Here is a 15,157-nt window from a genome sequence, read left to right as displayed (position 1 = left end):
GACCCACCGTCGTCCCGCGCCGAACCCGCGCCGCATCTGCGGCGCCGCCGAGGAGCCATGAGTCACCCCACCGCCTCCGTCCCGTCCGCCGTCGCGTCACCGCCCCCTTCGGACGAGCGGCTCGCCGATCTCCTGGCCTCGTGCGTCGGGGACCCGGCGCGCGTCAGCACCGCGCTGCCCCGCCGGATCGCGGCGGCCCACGACGCCTCCCCATATCTGTTCACCCCGCGTGCCGTGGTCCGGGCGGCGTCGGCCGACGAGGTCGGCGCGCTCATGGCCGGGGCGCGTGCGGTGGGACTCCCCGTGACGCTGCGCTCGGGCGGCACCAGCCTCGCCGGGCAGGCCGGTGGCGACGGCGTCCAGATCGACGTACGCACGCACTGGCGGGAGGCGGAGATTCTGGACGACGGGCGTCGCGTCCGGCTTCAGCCCGGGTTGACCGTTCGGCAGGCCAACGCGCGGCTCGCCCGGTACGGCAGGCGGCTCGGGCCGGATCCGGCCAGTGAGAGCGCCTGCACCATCGGCGGTCTGGTCGCCAACAACTCCAGCGGCATGAACTGCGGCACCCGGGACAACGCGTACCGCACCATCGAGTCCCTGCGGTTCGTCCTGCCGTCCGGGACGGTCGTCGACACGGCGGACGCCGACGCCGACGCGGCACTGCGGGCGCGCGAGCCCGAGCTGCACGCGGGGCTGCTCCGGCTGCGGGACCGGGTGCGCGGCTCGGCCGCCTCGCGGGCCACGGTCGAGCGGCTCTTCGCCATGAAGAACACCATGGGGTACGGGCTGAACTCGTTCCTCGACCACGACACCCCGGCCGACATGCTCGCCCGGCTCATGGTCGGCAGCGAGGGCACGCTCGGTTTCGTCGCCGAGGCCGTCTTCCGTACGGTTCCGCTGCTCCCGCACACCGCGACCGGTCTGTTCGTCCTGCCGGGTCTCGCCGAGGCCACCGACTGCCTGCCCGTCCTGCTCGCCGCCGGTGCCCGGACCGTGGAACTGCTCGACGCTGCCTCCCTGCGGGTCGCGCAGCGGTCCGGCGAGCCGGTGGAGGCCCTGCGCCGGCTCACCGTCACCGGGCACGCGGCTCTGCTCGTCGAGTTCGCCGAGGACAGCGCCGAGGCGCTGCAGCACACCGTGGCCGCCGCCGAGCCGGCGCTGCGGCTGCTGCCCACGCTCACCCCGGCCGCGCTCACCCGTGACGCGGGGGAGCGCAACCGGCTGTGGCGGCTGCGCAAGGGCCTTTACACGGCGGTCGCCGGGGCGCGCCGCCCGGGCACGACGGCCCTGCTGGAGGACGTGGCCGTGCCGATGGACCGGCTCACCGCCACCGGCGAGGGCCTGATCGACCTGTTCGCCCGGCACGGCTACGACGACGCCGTGATCTTCGGGCACGCCCGGGACGGCAATCTGCACTTCATGCTCACCCAGGAGTTCGACTCCGACGGCGAGCTGGAGCGCTACGCCCGCTTCACCGACGACATGGTCGACCTCGTCCTCGACGCCGGCGGCACCCTCAAGGCGGAGCACGGCACCGGGCGCGCGATGGCCCCCTTCGTCCGGCGCCAGTACGGCGGCGAACTCCACGACGTCATGCGCGAGCTCAAACGTCTCTGCGACCCGCACCAGCTGCTGAGCCCCGGGGTCCTGCTGGACGACGATCCCCGGGCGCACCTCGGCAACCTGAAGAGCGTTCCGCAGGTGGACCCGGCCGTCGACGCGTGCGTCGAGTGCGGCTACTGCGAACCCGTCTGTCCCACCGCCGACGCCACCACGACCCCGCGCCAGCGCATCGCGCTGCTGCGCGAGATCGCCGTCGCCGACGCGGCGGGCGACGACGCCCGTAAGCGCGTCCTGCAGGACGACTACGGCTATGCCGCCGTCGCCAGCTGCGCGGTCGACAGCCTGTGCGTGACCGCCTGCCCCGTCCACATCGACACGGGCGAGGTCATGAAACGGCTCCGCGCCGAAGGGCACGGCAGAACGGCCCAGGGCGTCGCCGACCGGGTGGCGCGGCACTGGGAGGGCGCGGTCACAGGGGTGCGTACGGCCCTGAAGACGGCCCACGCCGTCCCGCTGCCCGTCACCCGGGTGGTGACCAGGGCGGTGCGAGGGCTCGGCGGCGGGGAACTGGTGCCGGAGTGGACCGACGACATGCCGCTCAGTGGACCCGAGCGGCCCGCCGCGCGGCATCCCGCCGGGGCGGAGGCCGTGTTCTTCGCCGCGTGCATCGGCAGCCTCTTCGCCCCCGAGGAGGGCGACGGTACGACCGGAGGGTCGGCGCGGGCGTTCCTGCGGCTGTGCGAACGCGCGGGGGTGCCGGTCGCCGTGCCGGACGGGCTCGGCGGGCTGTGCTGCGGCACCCCGTGGCAGTCCAAGGGGTATACCCGCGGCCATCGGACCATGGCGGCCCGCACGCTGGACGCCCTGTGGGCCGCCTCCGACCACGGCAGGCTGCCCGTCGTCTGCGACGCCTCGTCGTGCACACACGGGCTGGAACGGCTCGCCGACGCCCTGCCCGAGCAGGACCGCGCCCGCTACGCGGCCCTGCGGTTCGTGGACAGCGTCGCCTTCACCGCCGAACGGCTGCTGCCCGCGCTGCCCGCCGTGCGCCCCCTGGCGTCCATGGCCCTGCACCCCACGTGTTCCACGGCCCATCTGGGCGCCGACGAGGCCCTGCGGACCGTGGCCGCCGCCCTGAGCGGTGACGTCACCGTGCCCGACTCCTGGGGCTGCTGCGCCTTCGCCGGGGACCGGGGACTGCTGCATCCCGAGATCACCGCGGTGGCCACGGCACGCCAGGCCGCCGAGATCAACAGCCGGTCGTACGAGGCCTACGCGTCCTGCAATCGGACCTGCGAGATCGGGATGACCCGTGCCACCGGGCGGCCCTACCGGCACATCCTCGAACTCCTCGACGCGGCCACCGCCCCGGCCGTTCCCGGAGCGTGACCCGGTGATCGCCCGGAGGGTCTTGACGCACCCCGTGACTGAAAATATGTTTCATGTCGGCGGAGCGCAGTGAAAGAAAGTTTCGACGCTCGGGGCGTCGCCACTCGTGTGTCTCTCGTGTCACACGGGCCGGTCGAACCGGCCTCCCGTCGCGTATGACGGAAACCTCCCAGGTAGCCCAAGTCGCCCCAGCCCCCTCAAACGCCCGAACCACAGGAGCCGTGAACGTTCATGTCCATCCAAGAAGCCGTCGGTGACGCCAGGCTGCGTGACCAGCTGGCCACCCTGGCCACGGAGGCGTACCGGCCCGACCTGGCGGACATCGACCGCCGCAGCACGCTGGACATCGCCCGCCACATGAACGCCGAGGACGCCACCGTCAGCGCGGCGGTCGCGGCCCGGCTCCCCGAGATCGCCGCCGCGATCGACGGCATGGCCGAGCGGATGTCCCGGGGCGGACGGCTCGTCTACGCCGGCGCGGGCACCGCCGGGCGGCTCGGCGTGCTGGACGCCTCCGAGTGCCCGCCCACCTTCAGCACGGACCCCGCGCAGGTCGTCGGCCTCATCGCGGGCGGCCCCGCCGCCATGGTCACCGCCGTCGAGGGCGCCGAGGACTCCGAGGAAGGGGCCCGGCAGGACCTGGACGCTCTGAAGCTGACCGCCGACGACGTCGTGGTCGGCATCTCCGCCTCCGGCCGCACCCCCTACGCCGTCGAGGCCGTCCGGTACGCGCGCTCGCTCGGCGCGCTCACGGTCGGGCTGTCCTGCAACGCCGGCAGCGCGCTCGCGGCCGCCGCCGACCACGGCATCGAGGTCGTCGTCGGACCGGAGATCCTGACCGGCTCGACCCGGCTCAAGGCGGGCACCGCGCAGAAGCTCGTGCTCAACATGTTCTCCACCATCACCATGATCAGGCTCGGCAAGACCTACGGGAACCTGATGGTCGACCTGCGCGCCTCCAACGAGAAGCTGCGGGCGCGCGCCCACCGGATCGTGGGCCTCGCGACCGACGCCTCCGACGAGGCCGTCACCGCCGCGCTCGCCGCCACCGGCGGCGAGGTCAAGAACGCGATCCTCCTCCTGCTCGGCGACGTCGACGCGCCGACGGCCGAACGCCTCCTCCGCACCGCCCACGGACATCTGCGCAGCGCCCTCGAAGCCGCGGCCGGCTGACAGCCGCAGCCGACCGGCAAGCCGTATCCGCCTGACGCACCAGCCCCTACCACTCACAGCAAGGCCGATCTCATGGCGAACGAGAACAAGTACCGCGACACCGCGGCCGCCATCCTGCCCCTCGTCGGAGGAGCACGGAACGTGGCGTCGGTGGCCCACTGCATGACCCGGCTCCGGCTGGGCCTGCACGACCGGACCCTCGTGCAGGAGGAACAGCTCAAGGCACTGCCCTCGGTGATGGGCGTCGTCGAGGACGACACCTACCAGATCGTGCTCGGCCCGGGCACCGTCGCCCGCGTCACCCCCGAGTTCGAGACCCTCGTCGAGGAGGAGCGCGCCGCCGCTCCAGAGACGGCCGCCCCCGCCGGCGGTGCGGCCCCGGACGCCGTGACCGCCGACGACCTCGCCGCCCAGGGTGCCGCCCTGCGCGCCGAGCGCAAGGCACGCAACGCCACCCCCTTCAAGCTTCTGCTGCGGCGCATCGCGAACATCTTCGTGCCGCTGATCCCCGCCCTCATCGGCTGCGGCATCATCGCGGGCCTGAACGGCCTGCTGGTCAACCTGGGCTGGCTGCCCGGCATCACCCCGGCGCTGACCGCGATGGCCTCCGGGTTCATGGCGCTGATCGCCGTGTTCGTCGGCTACAACACGGCGCAGGAGTTCGGCGGCACACCGATCCTCGGCGGCGCCGTCGCCGCGATCATCGTCTACGCGGGCGTCGCCAACGTGGAGGCGTTCGGCCAGCACCTCTCCCCGGGCCAGGGCGGCGTCCTCGGCGCCCTCGGAGCGGCGTGGCTCGCCGTGCAGGTCGAGAAGTGGTGCCGCCGCTGGGTGCCCGTCTCCATCGACGTCCTCGTCACCCCCACCATCACCGTGCTGGTGTCCGGTCTCGTCACCCTCTTCGGGCTGATGTTCCTCGCCGGTGAGGTCTCCACGAAGATCGGTGAGGCCGCCAACTGGCTGCTCTCCCACGGCGGCGCCGGCGCCGGCCTGATCCTCGGCGGCCTGTTCCTGCCGCTGGTCATGCTCGGTCTGCACCAGGCGCTCATCCCGATCCACACGACGCTCATCGAGCAGCAGGGGTACACCGTGCTGCTCCCCATCCTCGCCATGGCCGGCGCGGGCCAGGTCGGCGCCGCGATCGCCGTCTACTTCCGCCTGCACCGCAACACGTCCATCCGCAGGACCATCAAGTCGGCGCTGTGGCCGGGCTTCCTCGGCGTCGGCGAGCCGCTGATCTACGGCGTGTCCCTGCCCCTGGGCCGCCCGTTCATCACGGCCTGCACCGGCGGCGCCCTCGGCGGCGCGTTCGTCGGTCTCTTCAACCAGCTGGGCACGGACGTCGGCTCCACCGCGATCGGCCCGTCGGGCTGGGCGCTCTTCCCGCTGCTCGACGGCGACCACGGGCTCGGCCGGACGGTCGCCGTGTACGCGGGCGGCCTGGTCGTCGGCTACCTCGGCGGCTTCCTCGCCACGTACTACTTCGGCTTCACGAAGACGATGCTCGCCGACCTCAACGTGGCGCCCGCGCAGTCCGCCACGGACACCGCGACCGCCGCCGGCCCGACTTCCGTCAAGGACGAGGCGCCGGCACCGGCCGGGGTCCCGGCGGGCTGACGCGCCGCAGCACATACACCGTCCTGTGGGGCGGTCACCGTTCAACCGAACGGTGACCGCCCCACGACGCGTTCCGGAGAGCCGACCGCTCCGGCACCCCGTCATGCGCTCGGGGCGCCGCCGTCCGCCGCCAGCCGGGTCAGCCACTCGCGCAGCAGGTGCTGCTCCGCCTCGCTCAGGACGTCGGCCTTGTCCGGGAGGGCGGCGCGCAGGGCGCGGGCCGCCGCGGCCGGGCCGTTCTCCGCGGCGGGGACCGTGGGCTCGGCGCGCGTGATGGCGGCGACCGTGGCCTCCCGCAGGGCGGTCAGGAGCGCGGGTGTTCGCCGTTCCGCCGGGGTGGAGTGCCAGGTGGTGACCGCGCCCCGGCCGGTGGCCTGGATGATCTGGGCCGCCAGTTCCTCGTCGACCCGCAGCCACCCGCCCGCCGCCAGCCTGCGCACCCGCCCGTACAGCATCTCCAGGCCCGCGCGGTGCGCCTGGTCCGCTCCGCGCCCGGTCGCCCTGGTCATCACGGCGAACAGCTCGGGGCGGGAGATCCCGAACTCCGCCACCGTGTCCCAGGCGCGGCGCAGATCCTCCACCGGGTCCTGCGGCGCGGGATCGAGCAACGCCCGCTTGGTCTCCAGGAACTGCGCGTAACCGTGCTCGGCGACGGCTTCGAGCAGCCCCTCCTTGTCCCCGAAGAGGCGGTAGATCGCCGGCGGCTGCATACCCGCGGCCGAGGCGACCGCACGGGTGCTCACCGCGTCCGGGCCGCCGGTCTCCAGGAGCTCGACGGCGGCCTCGACGATGCGGCGCCGGGGGCTGTCGTGGGTGTCGCGCGTAGTCATGAATCGATGATATCGGCAAGTTGCTTCCAGTGATATTCCAGTGTTAGCGTCAAAGTGTTTCCACTGGAAACTCCCATTGGGGACATCCGCCCGAGACACGGGAGAACCGCATGATCATCGTGACCGGAGCCACCGGAAAGCTCGGCCGCCGAGTCGTCGAACGCCTCCTGGAGCGCGTCCCCGCCGACCGCGTGGGCGTCAGTGTCCGCGACCCCGGCAAGGCCCAGGACCTCGCCGACCGCGGCGTACGGGTCCGGCAGGGAGACTTCGACGACCCCGCCTCGCTCGTGAACGCCTTCGAAGGCGCGGAGCACCTGCTTCTCGTCTCCCTCGACCGCGCGGGCGAGGACTGCGTCGCCGGCCATCGCACCGCCATCGACGCCGCCGTGAAGGCGGACGTAGGCCGCATCCTCTACACCAGCCAGATGGGAGCCGCCCACGACTCCCGCTTCCAGCCCTGCCGCGACCACGCCGCGACCGAGGACCTGCTGCACGCCACCGGCCTGCCCTGGACGGCGCTGCGCAACGGCTTCTACGCGTCCAGCGCGCTCCAGTTCCTCGAGGCCGCCCGCCACACCGGCGACATAGCTCTCCCCGCCGACGGCCCCGTCGCCTGGACCGGCCACGACGACCTCGCCGAGGCCACCGCCGCGATCCTCACCGGGGAGGCCCGCTTCGACGGCCCCACCCCGCCGCTCACCGGCGCGGCCGCGCCCGACCTCGACACGATCGCCGAGATCGCGTCCCGGGTCACCGGACGCCCGTTCACCCGTACCGTCGTCCCCGACGACGCCTACCGCGAGCAGATCCTCGCGCACGGGGCTCCGAGCGACCTCGCCGACCTGCTGCTGAGCATCTTCGCGGCGGCACGGAACGGTGAGTTCACCGCCGTCGACCCGACCCTCGCCGGACTGACAGGACGCGCTCCCGTCCCCTTCGACGCCCTGCTGGAGCGCGCCTGGACGGAGGAAGCCGCCACCGAACCCGCGGCCTCGTGAGCCTGCCCCGCTTCTGTGCCCGCCCAGAAGGCGAGCGTGCGTCGCACCTTTCGGGGGACACGAGGCGGTATGGCAAGAAGAGGCGGAAACAGCATGACGACGCAGGCGGGGACGGGTACGGGCGGATCGGGCGCGGCACGGGAGGGCACGGCGCTCAAGCGCGCCCTGACGACCCCGCTGCTCTACTTCTTCATCCTGGGCGACGTCCTGGGCGCCGGGGTGTACGTCCTGGTCGGCCAGGTCGCCGCCGACGCCGGGGGAGCGGTCTGGGTGCCGCTCGTCGTCGCCCTGCTGCTCGCCCTGCTGACCGCCGCCTCCTACGCCGAGCTGGCGACGAAATACCCGAAGGCGGGCGGAGCGTCCCACTACGCGACGCGCGCCTTCGGGCCGTTCGCCGGGTTCGTCGCGGGCTTCTGCATGCTCGCCGCCGGCGTCGTCTCCGTGGCCGCCCTCGCCCGGGGCTTCGGCGGCGACTACCTGGCGGAGTTCGTGACGCTGCCCGTGGGCCTGGTCGCCGTCGCGTTCCTCGGCCTGCTCGCCCTGATCAACGCGCGCGGCATCAAGGAGTCCACCCGCGCCAACGTCGTCGCCACCGTCATCGAGGTCGGCGGACTCGTCCTCATCATCGTCCTCGGCGCCTGGCTCCTGCTGCGCGGCGACGGCGACGTCGGACGGCTCACCCAGCTGGGCACGCCCGAGAAGGGGGCTGCGGCGGCCGTCCTGAGCGGCTCGGTGCTGGCGTACTACTCCTTCGTCGGGTTCGAGACCTCGGTGAACGTCGCCGAGGAGACCCGCGACCCGCGGCGCTCCTATCCCCGCGCCCTGTTCGGCGCCCTCGCGACCGCCGGCGCCGTGTACGTGCTGGTGGGCCTGGCCGCGTCCGCGGCGGTGCCGACGTCGCGGCTCGCCGAGTCCAGCGGGCCGCTGCTGGAGGTCGTCAAGGAAGCGGGCGGCGTACCCGACCGGCTGTTCAGCGCCATCGCGCTCGTCGCCGTCGCCAACGGCGCGCTGCTCACCGGCATCATGTCCTCCCGCCTTGCCTACGGCATGGCCAAGGACGGCCTGCTCCCCTCCCCGCTGACCAAGGTGCTGCCCGGCCGCCGCACCCCGTGGGCAGCGATCGCCGTCACCACGCTGCTGGCGATGCTGCTCGCCCTCACCGGAAGCGTCGCCACCCTGGCCTCGACGCTGGTCCTGCTCCTGCTGATCGTCTTCTTCATGGTCAACACCGCCGTCCTGGTCCTGCGCCGCGACGAGGGCGAGGTCGACCACTTCCGTGCCCCGACCGTGCTGCCGGTGCTGGGCCTCGCCTCGTGCGTCCTGCTGGCCACACAGATCGAGGGCGCGGTGTGGCTGCGCGGACTGGCCATCGTCGGCGTCGGTGTACTGCTCGCCGCACTGACCACCCTGCGCCGCAAGAAGGACGGCGCCGCTGCCGGTACCGCCGCCGACGTCAGGACGGAGCAGCGGGCGCAAGCGGAACGGGAAGGCTCTGCCACGTGAGCACGCGTGAACCACCGGAGAAGACCCCCGACGGGCACTACGTCGTCATCGACGGACGGAAATGGCGAGCCACCGACCCGTCCCTCCCCGAGGAGACCGCCGCGCGTCTGCGCAAACACCTGATGTCCGCCCGCCGGGCGGTCCGTTCGGCGACGACGGCGGACGACGAGCAGGCCGGACGGGAGGCCCGCGCCCGCGTCCAGCGGGCCAAGGTCGCCCTGGGGGAGCGGGGCACCCCGTGGTGGGAGCAGTCCGAGGAGCAGCGCCGACGACGCTGGGAGGCCGGGCTGGCGGCGCTCGACGCCGAGGACTGAGCCGACCCGGCGACTGTGACACCAGCCGATCGTGCCGTCCGCCGAGGTCGAGGCCCGCGCGGGGTCTCAGAGCTCCGAACCGTGGAGTCCGATCAGCTCGCGGCGTCCGGTGCGTGCGATCGCAAGGCGCCGGAAGCCCCTGGTAGCGGGGCTACCAGGGGATTCCGGCAACGCGGCGAGCGTACGGGCCAGGCGTCGAGAGCCGGACTCCACTCTTGTTCGGAGCTCTTACGCCGCTCCGGCCGGCCGGAGCGGGGAGGCGTCCAGGAGTACGGCCGCGGCGCCCCGGGCGGTCGTGGCCGCGGAGGGATCGTGGTCCATCTTCGCGGACTGCCCGGCGCCGTCGTACAGCAGCATGAACTGCCGGGCGATGGTGTCGGGGTCGGCGAATCCGGCCTCGGTGGCCAGCTCGGCGAACAGGCCGCGCAGCCACTCCCGGTAGCCGTCCGCGACCCTGCGCACGGTACTGTCCTCGTCCGCCTCCGACGTGGCCCGGGCGAAGGCGCAACCGTTGTACCCGGGGTCGGTGAACGCCTCACCCAACGCGTCGAAGACGCCGAGCAACTGCTCACGCGGTGTACGGAACCGTGTCAGCGCCCGGGTGATGTGTTCCTTACGGCGCTCGAAGCGGAGTTCCAGGTAGGCGCAGACCAGGCCTTCCTTGCTGCCGAAGGTGTTGTACAGGGACGCCTTGGCCACTCCGGCGTGCTCGATCACCCGGTCGATACCGACGGTCTGCACGCCTTCGCCGTAGAAGAGCTCGTCGGCCGCGGTGAGGAGACGCTCTCGCGCGGACAACCGGCTGGAGGTCCTGGCCGCCATGGCGCTCACCTTTCTCTGGACAGATCTGTTCATTGTAGACCCGTGGGAGCGTCCGGATCAGCCCTCGGACACCTGGGCCTCGAGCCGGTTCTTGTTCCGGCGGCCGTTGCGCAGCAGTCCCGCCAGGGCGACGAGGGCCAGCACGATGAGAGTGATGCTGTACTCCCTGGACGTCACGATCAAGCCGTCGCCGTGCACGACCAGCACCCCGGCGATGATGGCGGGCAGGCCCAGGCCGACGTAGCAGACCACGTACAGCAGGGACAGGACACCGGCCCGCTCGTGCGCCTCGACCTGCGGGATGACCAGCCTGATGCCGCCCTGGAACCCGCTGCCGAAGCCGATGCCGGCGATCGCGGTGCCGACGAAGAACCCGATCACGGACCCGGTGCCGCCGTCGCCCGAGCCGATGGCCGACACGGTGATGGCCGCGCCGAGTATGAGCGTGCCGATGCTGAGCAGCATCACGGACCGGGCGCCGGCGCTCCGCAGCGTCACCGTGGTCAGCGCCGCGGAGACCGCGAGCACGAACAGCGGCAGCCCGCCCCACACCACCGAGGTGGAGTGCGTCAGGGCCCGGGTGAGCGACGGGCCCAGGGCCCCGTACAGGCCGCTCATGGACCACACGGCGAACATCACGGGCACGGCGATGGCCACGCTGGCGCGCGCCGACCTGGGCAGCTTGAACTCGGGGATCATGCTGGCGCGGGCGCCGGGCTTGCGGCTCACCGTCTCCGGCATGGCGAGAACGGCCAGGGCCTGCAGGGCGAAGACGACGAGCAGGATCGCGTAGACGAGGCGGGTGGGCGCCGGCAGGTACTGCACGATCAGCCCGGAGACGATCGCCCCGGACGCGGTGCCCAGCATGGGCGCGAAGGAGTTCAGGAACCCGCCCCGGCGCGGGTGGATGTCCAGCATCCCGGCACCGAGGGCTCCGACGGCCGCGCCCACGCTCAGTCCCTGCAGGACGCGGGCCGTCATCAGCGCACCCACGTCACTGGCACCCATGAAGACGGCCATGGCCACCACCTGCACGACCAGGGCCGTCACGACGACCGGCCGCCGGCCGACATGGTCGGAGAGCCTGCCGAAGAACAGGAGCGCCGAGAGCACGGCCACCGCGTACACGCCGAAGACGACGGTGATGGTGATCGGCGAGAACCCCCAGTGCTGCTGGTAGACCGCGTAGAGGGGGGTCGGTGCGCTGGACGATCCCAGCAGCGACATGAGGATCGAGGCGAAGACGGCCATCGAGGTCTTGCGTCCCAGCAGGGGAAACCCGCGCCGTGGAGCCGCGTGTGCCGGGTGCTGCGTGATCGTGACGGTCGGAGGGGCGGAGGGGGAAGCGGTGGTTGCGCGACTCATGAGTCACTCTCGGCAAGAGGGGCGAACCGGACTCGTCGATAGTAGACAGGTCTGTCTAATCGCCAGGTGTTGGGGCGGTAAGAATTCGGCATGGTCGCGATGGGTGTGGGATGCGCTGCGCGCGGTCACGTGGTGAATCGATCGTGTTCCGCGCGGTGCGCGCACGGCCGAAGCTCTTCGGCGCAGTGGTGCCGATCCCCAAGGGTCGCGGCGGGCCCTGTGGACGGGACCGGTATTCAGGTGCACTGCCTCCCCGACAGGCAACAAGATGGTGCGCATGACTCTGCCCACCCCCGTTCTGCACACCGAGCGCCTGCGACTGCGCCCCTTCACCGACGCCGACGCGGAACCTCTCTACGCGCTCCACAGCAACGCCCACGTGATGCGCTACTGGGACTCCCCGCCGTGGACGGACCGCGCACGCGCGGAGCGGTTCATCGCGACGTGCCGGACGATGGCGGACGAGGGAACCGGGGCGCGGGTGACCATCGAACGTGCCGCCGACGGGGCGTTCGTCGGCTGGTGCGGGCTGTCCGGATGGAACCCCGACTACCGCAGCGCCTCGTTGGGTTACGTCCTCGGCGATGCGATGTGGGGACACGGCTACGCCACGGAGGCCGCACACGCTCTGCTGCGCTGGGCGTTCGAGACGCTGGACCTCAACCGCGTCCAGGCCGAGGCCGACACACGCAACGCGGCATCGGCCCGGGTCCTCGAGAAGGTGGGATTCGTGCGCGAAGGGACGCTGAGGGAGGACTGCGTCGTGAACGGCGAGGTCTCCGACTCCTGGGTGTACGGCCTGCTCAGAAGGGAGTGGCGGCCGTCAGCCCCCCATCCTGTGGGCAGGGCCGTCCCGCACACCTGACCTACAACTCGGCCACGAGCAGCCGGTAACCGACATCGAGTGACTCCCGGTCGAGCAGGTCGGCGTGACGCCGGTGCCACCGGCCCGACGGCAGATCGTCGGCCAGCCGGCTCAGCCCGGACCGGACGGCGTCCTCACCGACCTGGGCGAACATCGAGATACCCGCCCGGATCCGCGGATCGAGGTAGGCCTCAGGTCGGCGCCAGAAGGCGGCGAGAAAGCCGTCGGTGCAGTCGTGCGGCACGGGGACCGTCTCGACACGGGCGCCTCCCATGAGCGCCGCCAGGCGGTCGATCGGAACAGCGCGCGTGCTGTCGAACGCGGCTGCCTCCGGCAGGTATTCGTCCAGTAGCCAGAACCTGTGGTTGACGTCCGGGTCGAAGGTGAAGACGACGACCCGTCGCCGCGCGACCCGGCGGAGTTCGCCGATGCCCGCTTCCAGGTCGCTCCAGTGATGCACCGTCAGCGATGCCATCGCCGCATCGGCCGAGCCGTCGGCGAGGGGGATCGCCTCCGCGATCGCCTCCACGGCCCGCGCGGCGTTGGTCGGCCGTTGGGCGATCATCACCGCGCTGGGCTCCACGGCCACGACGGTCTCGGGTGGTTCGTAGGAGCCGGTTCCGGCGCCCACGTTGATGACGGTGGCGGCACCACCGAGGGCCCGACGGATGGTGGCCGCGATGCGGGGGTCGGGTCGCCGGGTCTGCGCGTAGGTCGCACCGATGCTGTTGTAGGTCGCCACGCCCGCAGTATGCCCACCCGCCGCCCCCGGGAAAGGGCTCACCGACGCAATGGCGCGTATCACCGCCCCGGTACGCCAAGTGACCTATTGAGGAGGCCACTTCAGCAGGCAGAACGCAACTTCGACAACACCTCCGGATGCGGCTACCTTCCACGGGTCCTCGACCTCGTACGACCCCCCTTGCGTCCCTCGGAGAGAGCCCGCATGCGCCGTCTCGCCCTGTACACCTTCGGAATCCTGAAGACCCCTCTGTCCGACTCCACGCCTGCCACACGCGAGTTCTACGAGACGGGTGAGGCCGTCTACCGGAAGATCGGTGAGCACCCCGGGTACCTGGGGCATGCCATCACGAACGGCGGTGACCGAGGTCTGCTTTTCGGCGCGGACTGGGGTGCCTGGGGCGAGTTCACCGTGCCCAGCTGGTACGACAAGGGCCGCACGGTGGAGACCACCGCCCTCGCCGCGACGCTTTCGCTCTGGACCGGCCTGCGCCCCGCGTTCGACGCCATCTACACCGGTCTGCACCGCGCGGCACTCAACAGGCGCTACGACTGGTTCGAGCGGACGGGGCGCCCGAGTCACGTCATCTGGTGGGTCCCCGACGACGCGACCCCCACCTGGCAGGACGGCGTCTCCAAGCTGGAACACCTCCACGACCACGGCCCGGCACCGCACGCCTTCACCTTTCACCGCGCGTTCACGGAGTCCGGCGCGTCCGTCACCGGAGTCGCAGAACGCCAGGAGCGCGATCGTTGAAGATCTCGGTCAGCCAATCGAAGACAGTGGGCCGGCGCTGACCGAAGTAGCGCCCCGGGCCGTTGATCGCTTCGCCGATGACTCGCCAGAAGTCCTCCAGCGTTCTGATCTGTCTGCCGTCCAGCACGTATGTCGGTGTCACGGCTCGGAGGACACGTCCAGTTCTGCGGCAGCGTCCCCGAGATTCCCGCCGCCTCCGCCAGGAGCGGTGATTCAGGACGACGCCCTGACGACGTCGCAGATCGCGTCGACGACCATGCGCGGCTGGTAAAGGTAGATGTCGTGGCCGCTGTCGGTGTTCGTGATGTACTCCCGGGCGCCGAGGGTCTCGCTGAGCCGCTGCTGGGACTCCAGCCAGTCGTCGAAGGTGACCTGTTCGCCCTTCTTGGCCTCGGGAGGCAGGAGGTCGACACGCCAGGGCTTGTCCGCGGACAGGACGACGGCCGGAACGGCCCGCGGCGGAGCGGCGGCCTCGATCTTCTCGAAGGCGTCGAGGAGACGCACCCCCTCCCTCGACTCCGGTGACGTCTGCGCGTTGGACGCGTCCCAGTTCTTCACGGCGCCGGGGCTCGCCACGTCCGTCATGTGTTCCGTGACGGCGTCCACCATCACCAGACCGGCGACGTCCTGCGGATGGGTGCGTGCGTACAGCGTGGCGATCAGACCGCCGTACGAGTGCGCCACGATCACGTACGGCTTCTGCTCGCCGAGGGAGGTGAGCATCGCGTCGAGGTCGTTCACGTCGAGGTCGACCGTGTGGGGCTGTGGCCGAGGGGTGGAGACGTCGGCGCCGGTGACGCGGACGTCGGGGCGGTCGTAGGTGCAGACCCGGGTGAAGCGGGAGACCTGCGAGAACACGGAGTCGTCGCTGTGGTGGATGCCTTCCTGGTGGAAGGGCAGATCATCGCCGGGTGCGTCGTGTACGGGGTCGTCCGGGTCCAGGATCGACTTCCAGTCGTCGGCGCCGTTTCCCTTGCCGGCGACGAGGACGACCGTCCGCGAACCGTCGTGGTTGGTGCCTTTACAGGTCGCGTAGATCTTGCGTCCGTCACCGATGTCGACCAGTCCGCTGAAGTCGTTCTCAGTGGAGTCGGCGCTCGTGGCCGTCGCTTGCGTCGGCGGGTCAGGGCTGGTGTCCCCCACCGCGACAGCGCCCGAGCCGACCGTGACCAGGGCCATCGCGCACGGGAGCAGGAGCCCTGCGAGTGCGGCGCGCGCAC

Annotated in this window: 13 protein-coding genes; 8 read left to right on the top strand and 5 right to left on the bottom strand. The window is 71.8% G+C overall.

Features of this window, described 5'->3' with window-relative positions:
* Positions 1–57 precede the first annotated feature (57 nt).
* From DC008_RS01365 to DC008_RS01355, 3 genes are all read left to right on the top strand, one after another.
* Positions 58–2,952 (top strand): FAD-binding and (Fe-S)-binding domain-containing protein, encoded by a 2,895-nt coding sequence (locus tag DC008_RS01365; protein WP_108705309.1) that lies wholly within the window; start codon positions 58–60, stop codon positions 2,950–2,952.
* A gap of 231 nt (positions 2,953–3,183) precedes the next feature.
* The gene (gene murQ / locus DC008_RS01360; protein ID WP_108705308.1) at positions 3,184–4,125 is read left to right on the top strand and encodes an N-acetylmuramic acid 6-phosphate etherase; all 942 of its coding nucleotides are present in this window, start codon (positions 3,184–3,186) and stop codon (positions 4,123–4,125) included.
* 72 nt (positions 4,126–4,197) lie between these two features.
* Positions 4,198–5,742, top strand: a complete 1,545-nt coding sequence (locus DC008_RS01355) for a PTS transporter subunit EIIC (RefSeq protein WP_108705307.1) — start codon at positions 4,198–4,200, stop codon at positions 5,740–5,742.
* Positions 5,743–5,843: 101 nt separating this feature from the next.
* Here DC008_RS01355 and DC008_RS01350 read toward each other — a convergent pair whose 3' ends face one another.
* Positions 5,844–6,572 (bottom strand): TetR/AcrR family transcriptional regulator, encoded by a 729-nt coding sequence (locus DC008_RS01350; RefSeq protein ID WP_108705306.1) that lies wholly within the window; start codon positions 6,570–6,572, stop codon positions 5,844–5,846.
* Between the two features lie 110 nt (positions 6,573–6,682).
* Here DC008_RS01350 and DC008_RS01345 point away from each other — a divergent pair, with 110 nt between their 5' ends.
* From DC008_RS01345 to DC008_RS01335, 3 genes are all read left to right on the top strand, one after another.
* The gene (locus tag DC008_RS01345; protein WP_108705305.1) at positions 6,683–7,570 is read left to right on the top strand and encodes an SDR family oxidoreductase; all 888 of its coding nucleotides are present in this window, start codon (positions 6,683–6,685) and stop codon (positions 7,568–7,570) included.
* Positions 7,571–7,663: 93 nt separating this feature from the next.
* A complete protein-coding gene (locus DC008_RS01340) occupies positions 7,664–9,073 on the top strand; it encodes an APC family permease (protein ID WP_108705304.1) in 1,410 nt (469 codons plus the stop codon).
* Positions 9,070–9,387, top strand: a complete 318-nt coding sequence (locus tag DC008_RS01335) for a hypothetical protein (protein WP_108705303.1) — start codon at positions 9,070–9,072, stop codon at positions 9,385–9,387. The genes DC008_RS01340 and DC008_RS01335 overlap by 4 nt, the downstream gene beginning before the upstream one ends.
* 228 nt (positions 9,388–9,615) lie before the next feature.
* Here DC008_RS01335 and DC008_RS01330 read toward each other — a convergent pair whose 3' ends face one another.
* Together DC008_RS01330 and DC008_RS01325 are read right to left on the bottom strand one after the other, a co-directional pair.
* Positions 9,616–10,209: a TetR/AcrR family transcriptional regulator gene (locus tag DC008_RS01330; protein WP_235071490.1), complete on the bottom strand. Its 594-nt coding sequence runs from the start codon at positions 10,207–10,209 to the stop codon at positions 9,616–9,618.
* Between the two features lie 57 nt (positions 10,210–10,266).
* A complete protein-coding gene (locus tag DC008_RS01325; RefSeq protein ID WP_425276529.1) occupies positions 10,267–11,574 on the bottom strand; it encodes an MFS transporter in 1,308 nt (435 codons plus the stop codon).
* Positions 11,575–11,851: 277 nt separating this feature from the next.
* On the opposite strand from DC008_RS01325, the gene DC008_RS01320 reads away from it, so the two are divergent.
* Positions 11,852–12,439, top strand: a complete 588-nt coding sequence (locus DC008_RS01320) for a GNAT family N-acetyltransferase (RefSeq protein ID WP_108710509.1) — start codon at positions 11,852–11,854, stop codon at positions 12,437–12,439.
* Position 12,440: 1 nt separating this feature from the next.
* On the opposite strand, the gene DC008_RS01315 is transcribed toward DC008_RS01320, so the two are convergent.
* Complete coding sequence (locus DC008_RS01315; RefSeq protein WP_108705301.1) at positions 12,441–13,181, bottom strand: class I SAM-dependent methyltransferase; 741 nt, start codon at positions 13,179–13,181, stop codon at positions 12,441–12,443.
* Positions 13,182–13,385: 204 nt separating this feature from the next.
* On the opposite strand from DC008_RS01315, the gene DC008_RS01310 reads away from it, so the two are divergent.
* Positions 13,386–13,937, top strand: a complete 552-nt coding sequence (locus DC008_RS01310; RefSeq protein ID WP_108705300.1) for a DUF3291 domain-containing protein — start codon at positions 13,386–13,388, stop codon at positions 13,935–13,937.
* 213 nt (positions 13,938–14,150) lie between these two features.
* Here the strand turns inward: DC008_RS01310 and DC008_RS01300 are convergent, their stop codons facing one another.
* The gene (locus DC008_RS01300) at positions 14,151–15,116 is read right to left on the bottom strand and encodes an alpha/beta hydrolase (RefSeq protein ID WP_108705298.1); all 966 of its coding nucleotides are present in this window, start codon (positions 15,114–15,116) and stop codon (positions 14,151–14,153) included.
* Positions 15,117–15,157 lie beyond the last annotated feature (41 nt).

Origin of the sequence: Streptomyces nigra (genome assembly GCF_003074055.1) — a bacterium.
GTDB classification, from domain to species: Bacteria; Actinomycetota; Actinomycetes; order Streptomycetales; family Streptomycetaceae; genus Streptomyces; species Streptomyces nigra.
This window is presented reverse-complemented; position numbering and strand designations above follow the sequence as displayed.